The organism is Burkholderia sp. Bp9015 (genome assembly GCF_003853505.1).
Taxonomy (GTDB): Bacteria; Pseudomonadota; Gammaproteobacteria; order Burkholderiales; family Burkholderiaceae; genus Burkholderia.
On the sequence record NZ_QTPZ01000032.1, the window covers coordinates 84,019 to 100,142 of the forward strand.

At 60.9% G+C, this 16,124-nt stretch carries 12 protein-coding genes and 1 pseudogene; 5 read left to right on the plus strand and 8 right to left on the minus strand.

All coding sequences use genetic code 11. The annotated features are described in order from the left end of the window. Positions 1–243 precede the first annotated feature (243 nt). Both DIE12_RS28490 and DIE12_RS28495 read right to left on the minus strand, forming a co-directional pair. Positions 244–2,406 carry a phosphocholine-specific phospholipase C gene (locus tag DIE12_RS28490; RefSeq protein ID WP_124551427.1) on the minus strand — a complete coding sequence of 721 codons (2,163 nt, stop codon included), beginning with the start codon at positions 2,404–2,406 and terminating at the stop codon, positions 244–246. Positions 2,407–2,610: 204 nt separating this feature from the next. After that, positions 2,611–3,497: pseudogene (locus tag DIE12_RS28495) on the minus strand (transposase). A gap of 275 nt (positions 3,498–3,772) precedes the next feature. Between DIE12_RS28495 and DIE12_RS28500 the strand changes: the two are divergent. The 5 genes from DIE12_RS28500 to DIE12_RS28520 all read left to right on the plus strand — a co-directional run bounded on the left by DIE12_RS28500 (position 3,773) and on the right by DIE12_RS28520 (position 10,151). Continuing rightward, positions 3,773–4,639, plus strand: a complete 867-nt coding sequence (locus tag DIE12_RS28500) for a glycosyltransferase family 2 protein (protein ID WP_409364555.1) — start codon at positions 3,773–3,775, stop codon at positions 4,637–4,639. Then, positions 4,636–5,601, plus strand: coding sequence for an SDR family oxidoreductase (locus tag DIE12_RS28505; RefSeq protein ID WP_124551428.1), 966 nt, complete (start codon positions 4,636–4,638; stop codon positions 5,599–5,601). Before DIE12_RS28500 ends, DIE12_RS28505 begins: the two co-directional genes overlap by 4 nt. 5 nt (positions 5,602–5,606) lie before the next feature. Continuing rightward, complete coding sequence (locus tag DIE12_RS28510; protein ID WP_124551429.1) at positions 5,607–6,623, plus strand: glycosyltransferase family 4 protein; 1,017 nt, start codon at positions 5,607–5,609, stop codon at positions 6,621–6,623. 12 nt (positions 6,624–6,635) lie between these two features. Further along, positions 6,636–8,522: a nucleoside-diphosphate sugar epimerase/dehydratase gene (locus DIE12_RS28515; RefSeq protein WP_124551430.1), complete on the plus strand. Its 1,887-nt coding sequence runs from the start codon at positions 6,636–6,638 to the stop codon at positions 8,520–8,522. Positions 8,523–8,921: 399 nt separating this feature from the next. Further along, positions 8,922–10,151 (plus strand): hypothetical protein, encoded by a 1,230-nt coding sequence (locus tag DIE12_RS28520; protein ID WP_124551431.1) that lies wholly within the window; start codon positions 8,922–8,924, stop codon positions 10,149–10,151. A 248-nt stretch (positions 10,152–10,399) separates the two neighbouring features. Here the strand turns inward: DIE12_RS28520 and DIE12_RS28525 are convergent, their stop codons facing one another. The 6 genes from DIE12_RS28525 to DIE12_RS38420 form a co-directional block, all read right to left on the minus strand. Further along, on the minus strand, positions 10,400–11,506 hold the full coding sequence (locus DIE12_RS28525) for a glycosyltransferase (protein WP_124551432.1): 1,107 nt from the start codon (positions 11,504–11,506) through the stop codon (positions 10,400–10,402). A 27-nt stretch (positions 11,507–11,533) separates the two neighbouring features. Beyond that, complete coding sequence (gene galE / locus DIE12_RS28530) at positions 11,534–12,556, minus strand: UDP-glucose 4-epimerase GalE (protein WP_044846276.1); 1,023 nt, start codon at positions 12,554–12,556, stop codon at positions 11,534–11,536. Between the two features lie 14 nt (positions 12,557–12,570). Further along, on the minus strand, positions 12,571–13,707 hold the full coding sequence (locus DIE12_RS28535; protein WP_124551433.1) for a glycosyltransferase family 4 protein: 1,137 nt from the start codon (positions 13,705–13,707) through the stop codon (positions 12,571–12,573). A 43-nt stretch (positions 13,708–13,750) separates the two neighbouring features. Beyond that, the gene (locus tag DIE12_RS28540; protein ID WP_044846274.1) at positions 13,751–14,575 is read right to left on the minus strand and encodes a glycosyltransferase; all 825 of its coding nucleotides are present in this window, start codon (positions 14,573–14,575) and stop codon (positions 13,751–13,753) included. Next, positions 14,572–15,828 carry an oligosaccharide flippase family protein gene (locus DIE12_RS28545; protein ID WP_124551434.1) on the minus strand — a complete coding sequence of 419 codons (1,257 nt, stop codon included), beginning with the start codon at positions 15,826–15,828 and terminating at the stop codon, positions 14,572–14,574. The genes DIE12_RS28540 and DIE12_RS28545 overlap by 4 nt, the downstream gene beginning before the upstream one ends. A 103-nt stretch (positions 15,829–15,931) precedes the next feature. Next, positions 15,932–16,124 (minus strand): hypothetical protein (locus tag DIE12_RS38420; RefSeq protein WP_221622538.1); only part of this gene is annotated, 193 nt, incomplete at its 5' end.

Consider the following 16,124-nt stretch of genomic DNA (forward strand, 5'->3'; position numbering starts at 1 on the left):
ATTTCGAGGCCGTCGTCACGTCGCCTCATCGACTCGTCGGTTGGACGTCGTCAACTGACGACGTTCAGCCGAGATGATCGGGGCAGTCCGTCATTTTGAAGAGATTCGGAGCGGCGACACGTTTGGAGCGGTCGCAGTGTGGCTGAGTTTGCTCGATTGTCGTTCCGCGACGGCGATCCTGCCGTTCCGCTTCGCCCTCGTGTCGGTGACGGTGGTGAATCCATCGATCATATCGTCACCAGTTCAATGTTGTGGCAGGGTACCTATTGTTGGATCGCTGATACCATCCTTTCCGGTTTCCATACGTCCGGCAAAGCGGCGCGCCCAGGTCGAATTAGATCCGAGATGCACATTGAAATCGTACCAATTCTTGGAACTCGAAAGCCGAAATGCAAGTTGTGCCCTGTGTCCTGCCTCAACCGGAAGCGCCCAAGGGCCGCCGGTGCGATAGGACATGTCTTCAATCTTGGCGTTGATGGCTACATTTGAACGATTGAATATCTCGATATAAATTTCTTCAGTGTTGACGGAGTAGTGAATACGGATGTCTGCATCAACGTCTCGAATCGTGTTTCCACAAAATGCTCTAACGAAGCCGTTCGGTGCGCTCACCCATAGATCATAGTCTCCGCTATCCTCATTTGTGTCCCAGGTATCGTTCACGATTTTTTGAGCTTCAACTGTATAGCGCTTGGGAATGCGATCGAGATGAAGCTTATCGTATACGTGAAAGACTGCACCGGCACTACCGGTATTGGAGAACTCAAGCGTGACGGTAGCACTCTGCGCAATGAGCGAACTTGTGTGTAATTCATAGGGCAGCGCGCGAGAGAGGCGTATCCCCGGCTCCTGATAGAGTGGCTCTGGAGAAATCGGCGGCGCCGCAGCGGGTAATGGCGCTTGCTGTGCATCCAGTGTGACATAATGGCTCATGTCCGGCATTGTAGGCGTCTCCATATTTGGAGTGGTGAAATCGAGGGTGGATGTAAGGTCGCCACATACTGTTCGATGCCATGGGCTGATGGCTGGGATTGCCACTCCAAAGCGCTTTTCGAGAAACATGCCCACCGATTGATGACTGAATACTTGTGAATTAACGTAACCTCCTTTGCTCCACGGCGACACGACATACATCGGTACACGAAATCCCAACCCCCACGGACGGACAGGACCGGAAATTGTGTCGTCTGGATTGAGGTATGAGCGCGACGTTGTGTCCTGAAAGTATTCGCCGATGGTCGACACAGTTGATTTGCCCATGATGTTGCCCGACGCATCGATGGAAGGAATGGCGGGAGGGGGGACGTGATCAAAAAATCCATCACTTTCATCGAATGTGATGAAGAATACTGTTTTCGACCAAACGTCTGGATTGGCCGTAAGCGCATCGAGTATGGTTGCGACGAAATCTGCTGCTTGATTTGTACTACCCCCGCCCCCAGGATGTTCCGATTGGGCCTTTCCCGGCAGAATCCAAGACACTTGAGGCAGACTTCCATTTTTGACGTCGCTTGCCAAGTCAGCGATTGTGCGCAAGGTCATGCCATTCCTGTAAAGTGGCGACATTCGGTTCTTTGACGCGTCCTGCCATGTCTTGAACGCAAGGCAAGGATTGAACAATCCGTCCCAGATGTCATTAGGATCTTGATAGAATTTCCAAGTTATGCCCGCGGATTCGAGTACTTCGGGGATGGTCAGCCACGTGAATGGGCGATCCTTTGTTAAGAATTTATAGCCGGGTGAGGGCATCAAGCCGCTGACCAGCATGCGTTCGTTGTATACCTCCGAGTCATAGACGGTGCTGTTATGACCTGCCTTGCGTATCGTTGGATCATAATTCGAACCTGACATGAGTGCGACGCGATTTGGCCCGGTTGAGCCTGTTAGAGCGCAATGATAAGCATCGCAAATCGTAAACGCTTCGGCCAACGCATATTGGAAGGGTAAATCGTCACGTCCGAAATACGCCATTGAGAATGGATTTTTGATTGTCGGCCAGTGCGTCATTTTTCCTTGCCCCCACGCCCATTGACAGCTGGGAAACTGGTGATCTGGGTCGTGAGCGCTGAGTGTCGTGATGGTCTCCATTGTCTTCGTGTTGGCATGCCACGGCCCAAGCCATGTCCCGCTGTAGTTTTGTTTGAACACGTTGCCACTGTTGTTCGGAATAGTACGCGGATCTCTAAACCCTCGGACGCCTCTCAATGTGCCGAAGTAATGGTCGAAAGACCGGTTTTCTTGGGCAAGAATAACGACGTGTTTTACGTCCGCAATATTCCCATTTTCAACAGCGGCCGGCACGGTGAGGGCGCGGCGAATCGCGTACGGTAGGGCTGAAATCGCGACTGCTGATCCGGCGGTAATTGCAGCGTTGCGTAGAAACGTACGACGGTTGAGCTTTTCCATTGAAATAGTCTCTAATCCGGGGTGCAGGAACGGAAAGCGGGAGTGAGGAGGGCGGTGGTTGACGGTGGGCGCCGCTTTCTTAGCCTCTAACGGGCTCTTGAAATTTGCGCGATTATGATTCTCTGAACAATGACTAAAGGTGTGCCGCTCAGTTTGCGGATGTGATTCCCTCCCAACATCGTGCGGCGCGCGCACGTTGGGCGCTCATTGCATCGCTCCCTGCGGTATCTCTGTCAGAGTTCGAACTATTCGAATTCGGTTGCTCGCCAGCGTTGTCAGCTTGAAGTGCTGGTTGATCCGTTTGACGCCGCGATACACGGTGTGTCGAATCCATCCGACTGTCTTGCTCCAATAGCAGTGGTCTCCGATGCGCTTGCGAATGACTAGGCTGAGGCCATCGCCGGTGTGCCGCGAGGTGTGGCCATCCATCGCACTATTGCCTTCAGGCGTGTCGCTGCAGGCGACGTGGGGCCTCACCTTGCATGCACGGCAGTCCAGCGCGAGATCGCGCAAGTCGTGACCTTTGTGGGCGCCGAGCGTCTTGCCCTTCCCGTCAGTGTCGGGGTCGAGCGTTCCGTTTGCATGCGGATTATCCGAGTAGTCCTTGGATCGGAAGTTCGTGCGACTGGCCCTCGTCGGGATCAGTATGCCGTCCACCGAGAAACGCTCTTTGGACAGTAGCCTTTGTTTGTTTGCAAGGCCCATGATTTCAGTAAAGAACGTTTCGACCACGTCGTGTTCCAGTAGAGGGTCCCGGTTCGTCGAGCATACCAAGTAGGTCCACATGGCGTCTCCGATGGCCAGCCTGACGAACCAGCGGAACAGCAAATTGTAGGGCATCTGCTCCATCAGCAGACGCAGGCTACACACCGAGTAAAAACCCCTGTAATAGCAGCAGTCTCTCAGGTGCAATCGGCGCCCGACTGCTGGTCCGCAGATCATGCTGAACGGTCCGGTGAGTCGCTTCGGCGCTCTATTGAGCAGCAACTCCGAACCGGCTGCAGCAGGTGATCGGCTGGCACGAAGTCTTCAAGTGCGACTGTCGTAGACAGCAGTTTCTGCGCCTCATCCGTTCCCAGCCACGCACTGATTGCTCAAGGTCATGCACACGTCATCCATAACGCACGACTCTCAAACCTCTCTTACGCCCCGCCAATTTCAACGGCCGGACAGTGCGTCCGTGGAGGGAAAGGATCGTCTGCAGTACGGCGCACATTGGTGCATAGCATACTTCACCGTACGCCTTTCATTGCTATCCAGGTAAGGGAGTGATGGCGGTCGAAAAATTTCTGGCCGCGACCGCAGGTTGCGGTGGCGGATGAATATGGCACACTTGCCGGTGCTCTCCTTGATTCTATAAAACGTTGTGTTTCCTTATCCCAAGCCTCGCCCTGGCCATTTGCCGACGTCGAGAGACACAGTACTGTCCGTATCCGTCGTGACCTATCGTTCCGATGAGTCGATGCTTGCGCAGACTTTTTCGAGCCTGCTCGCCGCCTACTGGAGGCTGCGTGAATCCCGTCCCGGGCTGGTCGTGCATGTATCCCTGATCGACAACGGCGGCGAAGCGGTGAAATTGGCGGCGGCCCGGAATATGTTTTCCGGAGCAGACGTCGAGTGCACCGTGCTGACCGGCCACGGCAATATCGGCTACGCACGTGGTCACAATTTGTCGATCGACGCAGCGCGGAGCGACTATCACCTGATACTCAATCCCGATATCGACACGGCGCCCGAAGCGCTCAACCGGGCGCTCGATTTTATGGACACACATCCGGAAGTCGGGTTGCTGACACCATGGATTGGCGACGATCGCGGTGACGTTCAGTATCTTTGCCGACGCTTCCCGGCGCTGCTTGATCTGCTGGTCCGTGGATTCTTGCCCTTGCGCATGCGCCGCTGGTTTGCCGGACGCCTCGCCCGCTACGAAATGCGCGACCTGATCAACAACCGCGACATCGTTTGGGATCCCCCCATCATTAGCGGCTGCTTCATGCTGTTCCGCACCGAAGTGCTGAAGAAACTGGGCGGCTTCGACCCGCGCTACTTCCTCTACTTCGAAGACTACGATCTGAGCTTGCGCACGCATGACGTCGCCCGCGTCGCCTACGTCCCGTCGGTCCGCGTGATCCATCACGGCGGCGGCGCGTCCCGCAAGGGCTTCGCGCACATCCGCATGTTCGCCGCGTCGGCCTTCAAGTTCTACAACCGTTTCGGCTGGAGGCTGTGGTGAGCCATCTCGTCGTTACCGGTGCGAACGGCTTCGTCGGCCGCGTCGTCTGCCGCCGCGCATTGGAGGCCGGACACGCCGTCACCGCGCTGGTCCGGCGACCGGGCGGATGTATCGACGGCGTGCACGAATGGGTGCACGACACCGCCGATTTCGACGGCCTCGAGGCAAAGTGGCCGACCGATCTGACCGTCGACTGCGTCATCCATCTCGCCGCGCGAGTGCATGTGATGCGCGACGAGTCGCCTGATCCCGATGCGGCCTTCGATGCGACCAACGTCGCCGGCACGTTGCGTCTCGCTGAGGCCGCGCGCCGGCACGGCGTGCGCCGCATCGTGTTCGCGAGCAGCATCAAGGCGGTCGGCGAGGGGGACGGTGGGGTACCGCTGTCGGAAGCCGTGAAACCCGATCCGCAGGATTCTTACGGGCGTTCAAAGCTGCGTGCGGAGCAACAGCTTGCGCAGTTCGGCGAGTCGGCGGGGCTCGACGTCGTCGTCGTGCGACCGCCGCTCGTCTACGGTCCGGGGGTTCGGGCCAACTTCCTGAAGATGATGGAGGCGGTGGCGCGCGGAATGCCGCTGCCGTTCGGCGCCGTTGCCGCGCGCCGCAGCCTCGTCTATGTCGACAATCTCGCGGACGCGTTGCTGCGGTGCGCAATCGACCCCCGCGCGGCCGGCGAGTGCTTCCATGTCGCGGACGACGACGCGCCGTCTGTCACCGCGCTGATGCGCCTGGTCGGTGATGCGCTGGGCCGGCCGGCGCGCCTGGTGCCGGTTCCGCCGGTCATGCTGCGGGCGCTTGGTGCGCTGACGGGCCGCCGCGCGGCGATCGGCCGGCTGACGGGCAGCCTGGAACTCGATACGGGACGCATCCGACGCGTACTCGACTGGCATCCGCCTTATACGACGCGACAGGGCCTCGAAGCGACCGCCGCATGGTATCGTTCGCGCGATACACAACAATAGCCGACATGCATTTCCCTACATCCGCGTGGTCCGGTGCACTCGTAGTGGCACTGGCCGCCGCCATCGCATCGACGGCCATCCTGCGCCTACTACTAGCAACCGGCCTCGCATGGCGCCTTGCCACCGACATTCCGAACGACCGTTCGCTCCATACGCTGCCGACGCCGCGCGTCGGCGGATGGGGCATCGTACCGGTCTGCGTCGTCGCGCTGTTCGCGCTGGCGCCGCACTTGTGGCTGATCGCCATCGCCACCGCCGGGCTTGCCGCGATGTCGCAGATCGACGACCGGCGCGGGCTGCCGGCCCGCGTGCGGTTCTCGGCGCACCTCGCGGCGGTCGTCGCGCTGATCGCCGTGTTCCCGGCCGACGCACCGTGGTGGCTGCTGGTCGGCATCGGCTTCGCGATGGTCTGGTTGACGAACCTGTACAACTTCATGGACGGCGCCGACGGACTCGCGGGCGGCATGGCGCTGTTCGGCTTCGGCGCGTATGCGGTCGCGGCGCTGACTGGCCCGATGCCGTCACCGGATCTGGCCGTGGCCGGCTCGGCTGTCGCCGGCGCCGCGCTCGGCTTTCTGCTGCTGAATTTCCATCCGGCCCGGCTGTTTCTCGGCGATGCGGGTTCGATTCCGCTCGGATTCCTGGCCGGTGCGCTCGGCTATTGGGGCTGGCGGGCCGGCGTCTGGCCGATCTGGTTTCCGGCGCAGGTGTTCGCTCCCTTTATTGCCGACGCATCTGTAACACTTTTGAGACGACTGTTACGTGGCGAAAAGTTCTGGCAAGCGCACCGGGAGCATTATTATCAAAGGATGGTCCGAGCGGGCATAGGTCACCGCCGGACCGCTCTTTATTGGTACCTCATCATGCTCGCAGGCATAATCGTCGCCGTGTGGGCAAAGGGCCGCCCGGAACTGCAGCAGTGGCTGTCGTTCTTCGTGTGGTACGGCGTCCTGGCATGTATCGGACTGGTAATCGACATGCGCTGGCGCCGGTTTCAGTCGGCCGCCGAAAATAACTCTTGAGGTTTCCCGCCGATGTTGCGATCCAAAGCATCATGGCTTTCGCTGAGCGCTTTCCTGTTTGACCTGACGGCGGTCACCGCCGCGTGGTTGTTCGCCTATCTCGTCCGATTCAACGGCAGCGTTCCGTCCGATTTCATGGGCGGCGCGCTGGCGGCGCTCGTCTGGGTGCTGCCCGTCTACGCGCTGATGTTCCACGTGTTCGGCCTCTACCGCGGTCTGTGGGTATTTGCGAGCCTTCCCGATCTGGTTCGGATTTCGAAGGCTGTGATCGGCGGAGGCGTGATCGTGATGATCGGCGCCGTGATGTTCCAGCCGTCGCCGATCATCCCGCGCTCGGTGTTGCTCGTGTCGCCGCTGATGCTGTTCCTCGCGATGGGCGGCGCCCGCGCGCTGTACCGCGCAACGAAGGAGTTCTACCTGTACGGCGGGCTCGTCGGGCAGGGCAAGCCGGTGCTCGTGCTCGGCGCCGGCACGGCCGGCGCGAGCCTCGCGCGTGAACTGTCGCGGTCGGGGGAGTGGCGTCTGGTGGGCCTCCTCGACGACGAGCCGACCAAGCAGGGGCGCGAGATCTACGGCTACAAGGTGCTCGGCTCGTTCAACGACCTGAAGCACTGGACCGATGCGTTGAAGGTCGAATACGCGATCATCGCGATTCCGTCGGCATCCGTTGAAACACAGCGCCGCGTTGCGACATTGTGCGTGCGAGCCGGCGTGAAGGCGATGGTGCTGCCATCGCTGACCGCGCTGATGCCGGGGCAGGGGTTCCTGTCCCAGGTACGGAACATCGACCTCGAAGACTTGCTTGGCCGCGATGCCGTGACGATCGACACGCCGCACGTCGAGGCGCTGCTGCGCGGCCGCGTCGTGATGGTAACCGGCGCGGGCGGTTCGATCGGTTCCGAGCTGTGCCGGCAAATCCTCCGCTTCAAGCCGGCGCAACTGGTTGCGTTCGATCTCTCCGAATATGCGATGTACCGGCTCGCCGAGGAACTGCGCGAGCGCTTCCCCGACCAGCCCGTCGTGCCGATCATCGGCGACGCGAAGGATTCGCTGCTGCTCGACCAGGTGATGTCGCGCTATGCGCCGCATATCGTTTTCCACGCGGCCGCGTACAAGCACGTGCCGCTGATGGAGGAGCACAACGCGTGGCAGGCGCTGCGCAACAACGTGCTGGGCACCTATCGCGTCGCCCGCTCGGCGATCCGCCACAACGTGCGCCATTTCGTGCTGATTTCGACTGACAAGGCCGTCAATCCGACCAACGTGATGGGCGCGAGCAAGCGGCTCGCCGAGATGGCGTGCCAGGCGTTGCAGCAGACGAGCGAAGGCACGCAGTTCGAGACGGTGCGTTTCGGCAACGTGCTCGGCAGCGCCGGCAGCGTGATCCCGAAGTTCCAGCAGCAGATCGCGAAGGGCGGCCCGGTGACGGTTACGCATCCCGAAATCACGCGCTTCTTCATGACGATTCCGGAAGCGTCGCAACTCGTGCTGCAGGCGTCGAGCATGGGGCACGGCGGCGAGATCTTCATTCTCGACATGGGCGAGCCGGTCAAGATCGTGGATCTCGCACGCGATCTGATCCGTCTCTACGGCTTCGCGGAAGGGCAGATCCGGATCGAATTCACGGGGCTGCGTCCGGGCGAGAAACTCTACGAGGAATTGCTCGCGGACGACGAGACGACCACGCGCACGCCGCATCCGAAGCTGCGGATCGCACGTGCGCGGGAAGTGCCGGATCATCTGCTCGACGAACTGTTGCCGTGGCTGATGCAGCACCGCGTCCTGAGCGACGATGAAGTGCGGCGCGACCTACGGCGGTGGGTTCCCGAATATCAGACGACTGTGGCGCCGGTGCTGCACAGCGTGCCGCTGGTAGTACGTGCAATATCGTCGCGATGATACGGTAGAAAAGAAGATACACCTTTCGGATGGAGTCACGGTAAAACTCAAAACTAAATATGGAAACCCGTGAATCAAATTAAGACTGAATTACCCGGATACTTACCGGGGCGAGGTTCGAGCATATTGCTTTTTGTAGTGTGCTTGTGCGCGTTTGGGTTGGTGGCAATTTACATCCTTCAATGCTACCCGCCGCGGTTTATGCCCGACGACTTGTACATCCATATGTCGGTGATACAACAATACGTCGTTCACGGAAAGCCATATCTATTTGGGCCAGATGAATTTTTCATCCGGCCGAGGTGGCACTTCGTATGGGCGCACATCTTCGAATTGTTTGAGGTAAACAATGTGCGATCGTACCCCATTATTATCTTCCGAGCGCAAGGCCTCATAACGTTGGCAGCATTGAGTTACGTCGGCGCAAAGGTCCATTCACTTTCGGTAAGTCAGCAGAGTGCGACGCAATCGATGATAGTCGGTCTTTGTTCAGCGCTATTGTTTTTCCTTGGTGCTGGGGTTCTCATGGAGTCGTGGTTTGTTCGATACGGGGCGACCTATCAAATTACCTTGCCGATTTCCTTCGTGGTCGATGTGCTTATCCTTGAAGCGGTTGTGAGAAGAAAGTTACATGTAGCGAAGATCGCAATCATTCTTCTTGCGTCGACGATTATTGTGGCGTTCCATGCGATGGAATTCCTGTACGTTGTAATCTTCGGGGCGGTTACAGTGATTTTCTATCGGAAGAGCGTCAGCCCTCGCGCAATTGGCTTTGCGGCGATTGGAATATGCGTGCTGGTTCCGATTTTGTTACGTGTCCCGGATATATGGCAGAAGTTGCGGCTTGGATTTGACAACGGGTACGCCTTCGATAAGGCGACGTTCAACGCATGCTGCTCAGGATTTGTTCTTTCATCGCTGTGCCTCGGGGCAATCTGGATTGCTTTGATGTGGAAGCGGCGAGGAACGTCGCAGAATGGTATGTCATCATGTTCGATGACCCCTGCGGTGATAATTTTTGCTTATAGTCTGTTAATGATCGCTATTCCGCTTCCAATATTTTCTCGCATGGTTGGTTTTGTTCCGGCATATGATGTCTTTCGTTTTTATTTTGGCTCGATGTGGTTTCTGATCGTTCCCCTCGCTGCATCATTGTTAGCGTCGCGAATTTTTAAGCCGATTATTGTTGAATTTACAACATCCGTAGTTTTTTTTGGTTTTGTGTTGATCGTATTGTCAATTTCAAGTCATTCGACTACACAAACAGCTTTTAAGAATGCTAGGAGTCTCGTGGTTGCGCGAGATGAAAACAGGTTGACTAATTGGAACTCGGCGCATGTGGATACGGTTCGTGACTACCTCAAAGGGCGTGATATGCGGGGCAGTATATTTTTAGCTAGAAGTGACATAGCTTTGATCATTAACATGCTCGGGGGGTTCACGTCGTTTGAGGATGTGCAGGCTGCTGTTAATGGCCGAATTGTTACGGCGGAACGAAGGGCAATCGCTCTTAATGTGGCGCCCGCTGGCTACAAGCTCGTCACTGTTCCCGATCTATTCCCAATGGACGATTCTTTGAAATCTATTGGTTGGGAAAGCTCAGTTGTACGTCTTCGTCCGAAAACGTGAAATATAAAATGGTTCTTGGAGCGCCGGTCCAATCGAACGGTACGCACAGCTTTTATGCAAACCTCTAAAGCATCATCCGAGCATTAGAGGCGGTAGCACGTCCACATTACACAATGCGGACGGCGCGGCTCTTAATTATATTGGCTAAAGGGAAGGGGCAGTTGTTAGGCCACTTCCATGTGATCAGTCAAGAAAGGGGGGGCACTGTTGATACACTTCTTGTTCGAAATCCGTTGCTTCAGGATTGTTCAATTCCTGCGCTTTTCCTTACGCACTACCATCCAGCGCGGTATCCGGAAGCGCACGATACTGACATACAGCCACACATACGTCAGCGCGAACAGCACGACAAAAACGAACAGATGCACCGTGTGCCGCCAGAACAGCGTCGCCGGAATCACCGCAACGAGGCACAGCAGCCAAAGATAAGGCGACGTCAGCGAATTGCGCCGTGTGAGGTCGTGCGCATGCTTCGTCCCGACGGCCCAGCGCATCAGCCGCTTGTACACGAGCATATGAAGATGCACGCCGTCCGGAATCCCCGGCGACATCCCGCGGATGAACTTCTTCCGGTAGATCGAGAAACACGTCTCGAAGATCGGATACATGAACAGCAGCACCGGATACCACGCCGACACTTCGCGATTGCGCATCACCAGCATGATCGCGAGTTCGGCGAGCATGAAGCCGATGAAATACGCGCCGCCGTCGCCGAGGAAGATCAGCCCGGCGGGGAAATTCCACAGGAAGAAGCCGAGCACGGCGCCCATCATGATGATCGACGCGGACATGACGACCGGGTCATTGACATGGAATGCGACATACGCAAGCGAGGCGAACATCATGAAGCTGACCATCGACGCGAGGCCGTTGAAGCCGTCGATGATGTTGATCGCGTTGGCCAGCGCCGCGACCGCGAGCACCGTGATGAATGCGGAAATGGCCACGTAGCCGAGCAGGAAGTCGAGAGGCGGCACGCTGATGCGCTTGACCGCGATGCCCAGCAGCCAGAACGCCAGCGCGGCCGCGCCCATCGTGCAGAGCAGCCGCGCGCGTGGCGACACGCGCTTGGTCAGGTCCTCGACGAGGCCTGACAGGAACGCCGGCATCCCGCACGCGACGATTCCGAGAATGCTGCCGGCGATCGTCGGATAGCGCCGCGACACGAGCAGCGCGGCAATGACGACCCCGGCGAGGATCCCGATGCCCCCGACGCGCGGCACCGGCCGCACGTGGAATTTCTGCACGCCGGCCAGGTCGCTGTCGACCGAGAATTTCTCGTGCAGATGCGCATAGCGCACGATGAACAACGTGACGAGCAGGGAGACGATGAAGCCGGACGCGAAGCTGAGCATGGGATCGCTCGAAAAATGGACAGCGGATTATACAAAACCGCGGGGGTTCCCCTCCTGCCATTTCCAGTGGTCGGCGCACATCTCGTCGATCCCGAGCGTCGCGCGCCAGCCGATGAGGTCGGCCGCGGCCTGCGGATTCGCATAGCACTCGGCGATGTCGCCCGGGCGGCGCGCGACGAGTTCGTACGGCACCGGGCGGCCCGACGCCTTCTCGAACGCGCGCACGACTTCCAGCACGCTGTAGCCCTGGCCCGTGCCGAGGTTCACGACGAAGCTCGCATCGCGCTTCGCGAGCGCGTCGAGCGCGGCGATGTGCCCCTTCGCGAGATCGACGACGTGGATGTAGTCGCGCACGCCGGTGCCGTCCGGCGTCGGGTAGTCGGAGCCGAACACGCGCAGCTTCTCGAGCTTGCCGACCGCGACCTGCGCGACGTACGGCATCAGGTTGTTCGGGATGCCGGCCGGATCCTCGCCGATCAGCCCGCTCGCATGCGCGCCGACCGGGTTGAAGTAGCGCAGCGTCGCGATGCGCCACGACGGGTCCGATACCTCGAGATCGCGCAGGACCTGCTCGGCGATCAGCTTCGACTGGCCGTACGGGTTGGTGGCCGACAACGGGAACGATTCGTCGATCGGCGAGCGCTCCGGCACGCCGTACACGGTCGCCGACGAGCTGAACACGAACTGCCGCACGTTGCGCTCGCGCATGATCTTGAGCACCGAGAGCAGCCCGCCGAGGTTGTTCTGGTAGTACTCGAGCGGCTTCGCGACCGATTCGCCGACCGCCTTGAGCGCCGCGAAATGGATCGTGCCCGTGATCGGATGCGCGTCGAACACCTTCGCGAGCGCGGCTTCGTCGCACACGTCGACCTGGTGGAACGCGGGCGTCCTGCCGGTGATCCGCTCGATGCGCCGGACGGACTCGGCCTTGCTGTTGACGAGGTTGTCGACGATCACGACATCGTAGCCGTTGTCGAGCAGCTCGACGGCCGTATGCGAGCCGATATAGCCCGCACCGCCGGTAACGAGGATGGTGCCTTTAGCGGTCATGCTGATGCGCTCCTTCAGAGTGTGATGCCGGTCAATGTATGAATGGTCTGCCGGTAGCGTTCGACGACCTGCTGCTCGTCGAATTCCGCGCTCACCTTGCGGCGGCCGCGCGCGCCCATCGCGTCGCGTCCGGCGGTCCCGAGTTCGATCATGCGGATCAGCTGCTCAGCGAGGCTCGCACTGTCGCGCACGCGGCACAGGAAGCCGGTTTCGCCGTCGGCGACGACGTCGCGGCAACCCGGCACGTCGGTCGCGACGATCGGGCGGCCCATCGCGGACGCTTCCATCAGCGTGCGTGGCACGCCCTCGCGGTACGACGGCAGCACGACGCAGTCGGCCGCCGCGATGTGCGGGCGCACGTCGTGCGCCTCGCCGAGATACTCGACGACACCTTCGCCGACCCACGCGTCGACGTCCGCGCGGCCGATCGCGCTCGGATTGTCGACGCCGAGCGGCCCGAGCAGCTGGAAGCGCGCGTCCGGGTAGCGATCCCGCACGACGCGCGCGGCCTCGACGTATTCGCGCACGCCCTTGTCCCACAGCAGCCGGCCGATCAGGATGAACACGGGGCCACGGCCGGCGGGCAGCGGCACCGGCGCGAACTGGTCGAGATCGACGCCTTCGCCGTGCAGCAGCCGCGCGCGCTCGGGGTGCGCGAGCAGCTGCTCGTCGGTGAAGGTCGCGAGATCGTCGCGGTTCAGGAACCAGACTTCACGCGGAAAGCGGAACGCGAACCGGTACAGGCGCTTCGCGACGCTCGCCGCACGGCTTTTCTGGATGAACACGTAGCCGAGGCCGGTGGTGACCGCGATCGACGGCACGCGCGCGAGCCACGCGGCGATCGACCCGTAGATGTTCGGCTTGATCGTGTAATGGAACACGAGATCGGGCTCGAGCGCGCGGTAATGGCGCACCAGCGCGGCAAGCGTGCCGAGATCCTCGCGCGGGCTCGTGCCTTTCGACGCGACGGCGAGCGCGACGTAGCGGCAGCCCATCTGCTCGAGCAGCGGCACCGTGCGGTCGTGCGGCGCGATCACGATGACCTCGGCGCCGCGCGCGACGAGCGCACGGATCAGCCCGTGGCGGTACGTGTAGATCGCCCAGGCCGTGTTGCAGACGAGCGCGATGCGCAGCGAGAAGGTAGCGGACATGAAAAAAAGCAAAAAATAAAGCGTCGAAAATGCCGGAGGCGGGCTACGCGGACGGCCGCGCCGCGAACAGCGTCTGCTTGATCCGCTGCAGCGTACGGTACGGCGTCACGAAATGCAGCAGGTTCTTGGCGAGGCCGGCCCAGTCGTACGGGTTCAGCACGTTGAAGTGCCGCAGCAGCAGCGATAGCGTCGATATCAGCTGGCGGCGGCGCTTGGTCGCGCTGATCCCGCCCTCGTTGAGCTCGTAGTAGAGGCCGAGCTCGGGCAGGTTCGCACAATCGTAGCGTTGCATTAACCGTAAAAAAAGATCGAGATCCTCGGCCGCGCGATACTTCGCGCGGTAATTGCCGACTTCGCGCACGGCGTCGATGCGCAGCATGACCGACGGATGCACGAGCGGCGAGCGCAGGAAGCGCGTGCGGCGCAGCGTGCGCGGGTCGGCGGGCGGGGTCAGCATGAAGCGCGGCTCGCCGGCACGCGACACGACCTGGGTCCACATGCCGACGCAGGCCACGCGCGGGTGCGCATCGAGATACGCGCGCTGCTTCGCGAGGCGCCGCGGTGCGGCGAGGTCGCCGGCGTCGATGCGGGCCGCAAAGCGGAAGCCGCGCGCGGCGAGCGCGTCGATGCCGGCCTCGAGCGCGCGCTCGATGCCGCCGTTGCGCGGCATGCGCAGCACCTCGACCGCAAGGCCGGGCAGGTCGGGCGCCACGATCGGCGGCGTGCTGCCGTCATCGACGATCAGCACGTGCACCGGCGCGTCCTCGCGAAACGACGCGAGGGTGCGGACGACGTCGTCGTGGCCGTTGTAGGCCGGCATCAACACGGCCACGTCGTCGAGCGGGGGCGGGCAATCGGGAGACGTCATGGGCGCAGCTTGAAACGAATGTAATAAAAATTAACGGCGGCGGCGGCGAGATAGCCGGCCGCCAGCCCGACGAGCGCGCCGTACAGGCCGAGCCGGGGGATGGCGAACACGTTGACGAGCGCGGCGATCGCGAGCGCGAGCACCCATTTCGCCAGCAACACGAATTTTGCTTGATATTTGAGAACGATAAGATTGCCTATCGCCTCGATGCCGGCCGGCACGGACAGCCAGACCGCCCAGCGGAAGATGTCGACCGACGCCTCGTAACCGCGGCCGAACACCTTGCCGACGATGAGCGGCGCGGCCGCGTCCAGCACCAGCGCACCGGCCGTCATCAGGCTGGCGGTCATCGCGATCAGCCGGACGATGTTGCGGCGCAGCCGCGCGACGTCCTGCACGCGGTACACGAACGCGGGCGCGATGGTCTGCGCGAGCATCAGCGCGAGCGTGATCCAGTTCTCGTTGAGCTGCTGGGCCGCCGAGTAGCGGCCGAGGTCGGCGAACGACACGTGACGCTCGAGCATCAGGCGATCGAGCTTCAGGAACAGGTACATGCAGATCAGGCCGAGCCAGAACACGGTGCCGGCGGTGGCAAAGTGCCTGAACAGCGGTTTGTCGAACGTCCAGCCGAGCGCGCCGCCGTTACGATGGCGGAAGTAGAGCAGCAGCGCGAAGCCGATCACGGCGGCCTCCAGCGCCCACAGCCACGCGAAGCGGGCGGGGCCGGCGGCCGCGCGGACCAGCAGCCAGACGAGCAGCGCCTTCGCCAGCGCGGTGAGCATGCTGGTGACGAGCTGCGGCTTGCTGTAGGTCAGGCTCTGCAGCCACGCGTTGATCACGCCGACGAACGGCTCGCGGAACACCATCGTGACCGCGAGGCCCGCGAGCATCGCGCCGACGAGCGGGTCGAACGCGCCGGCGCCGATCGCGATCCAGGTCGCGACGAGCGCGACGGCGGACACGCCGATGCGCAGCACGAAGGCGCTGCCGAGCACGGCGCCGAGTTGCGCGGGCGGGCGCTGGACGATGGTCGGAACCAGGATTTCGGCGCCGCACACCCAGGTGAGCGGCGCCAGTACGAGGAGAAGCGTATTCGCATACTGCCATTTGCCGAACACGTCCGGCCCGAAATAACGGGCCAGAAGACCGCTGATCGCGATCGCGACGCCGATCTGCGTGAGCCGTTCGAGCCCCAGCCAGACGAGATTCGCGACGGCCTTCGCGACGTCCGGGTTGCCGAATCGCTTCAGCATGCGGGGCAGCCGCGCGAGCGGAAGGCGGCCGGCAGGGCGCCCGAAGGCGGCGGGTTGGCGGCGGCGGAGCGGCTAGGCATTAAAATGGACAAAATACGCGTCATCAAAACCCGCGATTATAAGTGGGATCGGGGCCGCTCCAGCCGTCCCGTTCCTTGTTCCGCAAGGCCCGCATGTACGATGGCCGGCATGCGCGAAAGGCGGCCAGATTATTTTCCATGCACGCAACCCAGAGAGAATCGATGATCTCCCAATCCATCTTCAAGGCATATGACATTCGCGGTGTGGTCGGCAAG

Coding starts and splice junctions, on each gene's coding strand:
- DIE12_RS28510 (WP_124551429.1), top strand. CDS start 5,607: ATGCATTTCCCTACATCCGCGTGGTCCGGTGCACTCGTAGTGGCACTG.
- galE (WP_044846276.1), bottom strand. CDS start 12,556: ATGACCGCTAAAGGCACCATCCTCGTTACCGGCGGTGCGGGCTATATC.
- DIE12_RS28535 (WP_124551433.1), bottom strand. CDS start 13,707: ATGTCCGCTACCTTCTCGCTGCGCATCGCGCTCGTCTGCAACACGGCC.
- DIE12_RS28540 (WP_044846274.1), bottom strand. CDS start 14,575: ATGACGTCTCCCGATTGCCCGCCCCCGCTCGACGACGTGGCCGTGTTG.
- DIE12_RS28525 (WP_124551432.1), bottom strand. CDS start 11,506: ATGCTCAGCTTCGCGTCCGGCTTCATCGTCTCCCTGCTCGTCACGTTG.
- DIE12_RS28545 (WP_124551434.1), bottom strand. CDS start 15,828: ATGCTGAAGCGATTCGGCAACCCGGACGTCGCGAAGGCCGTCGCGAAT.
- DIE12_RS28515 (WP_124551430.1), top strand. CDS start 6,636: ATGTTGCGATCCAAAGCATCATGGCTTTCGCTGAGCGCTTTCCTGTTT.
- DIE12_RS28490 (WP_124551427.1), bottom strand. CDS start 2,406: ATGGAAAAGCTCAACCGTCGTACGTTTCTACGCAACGCTGCAATTACC.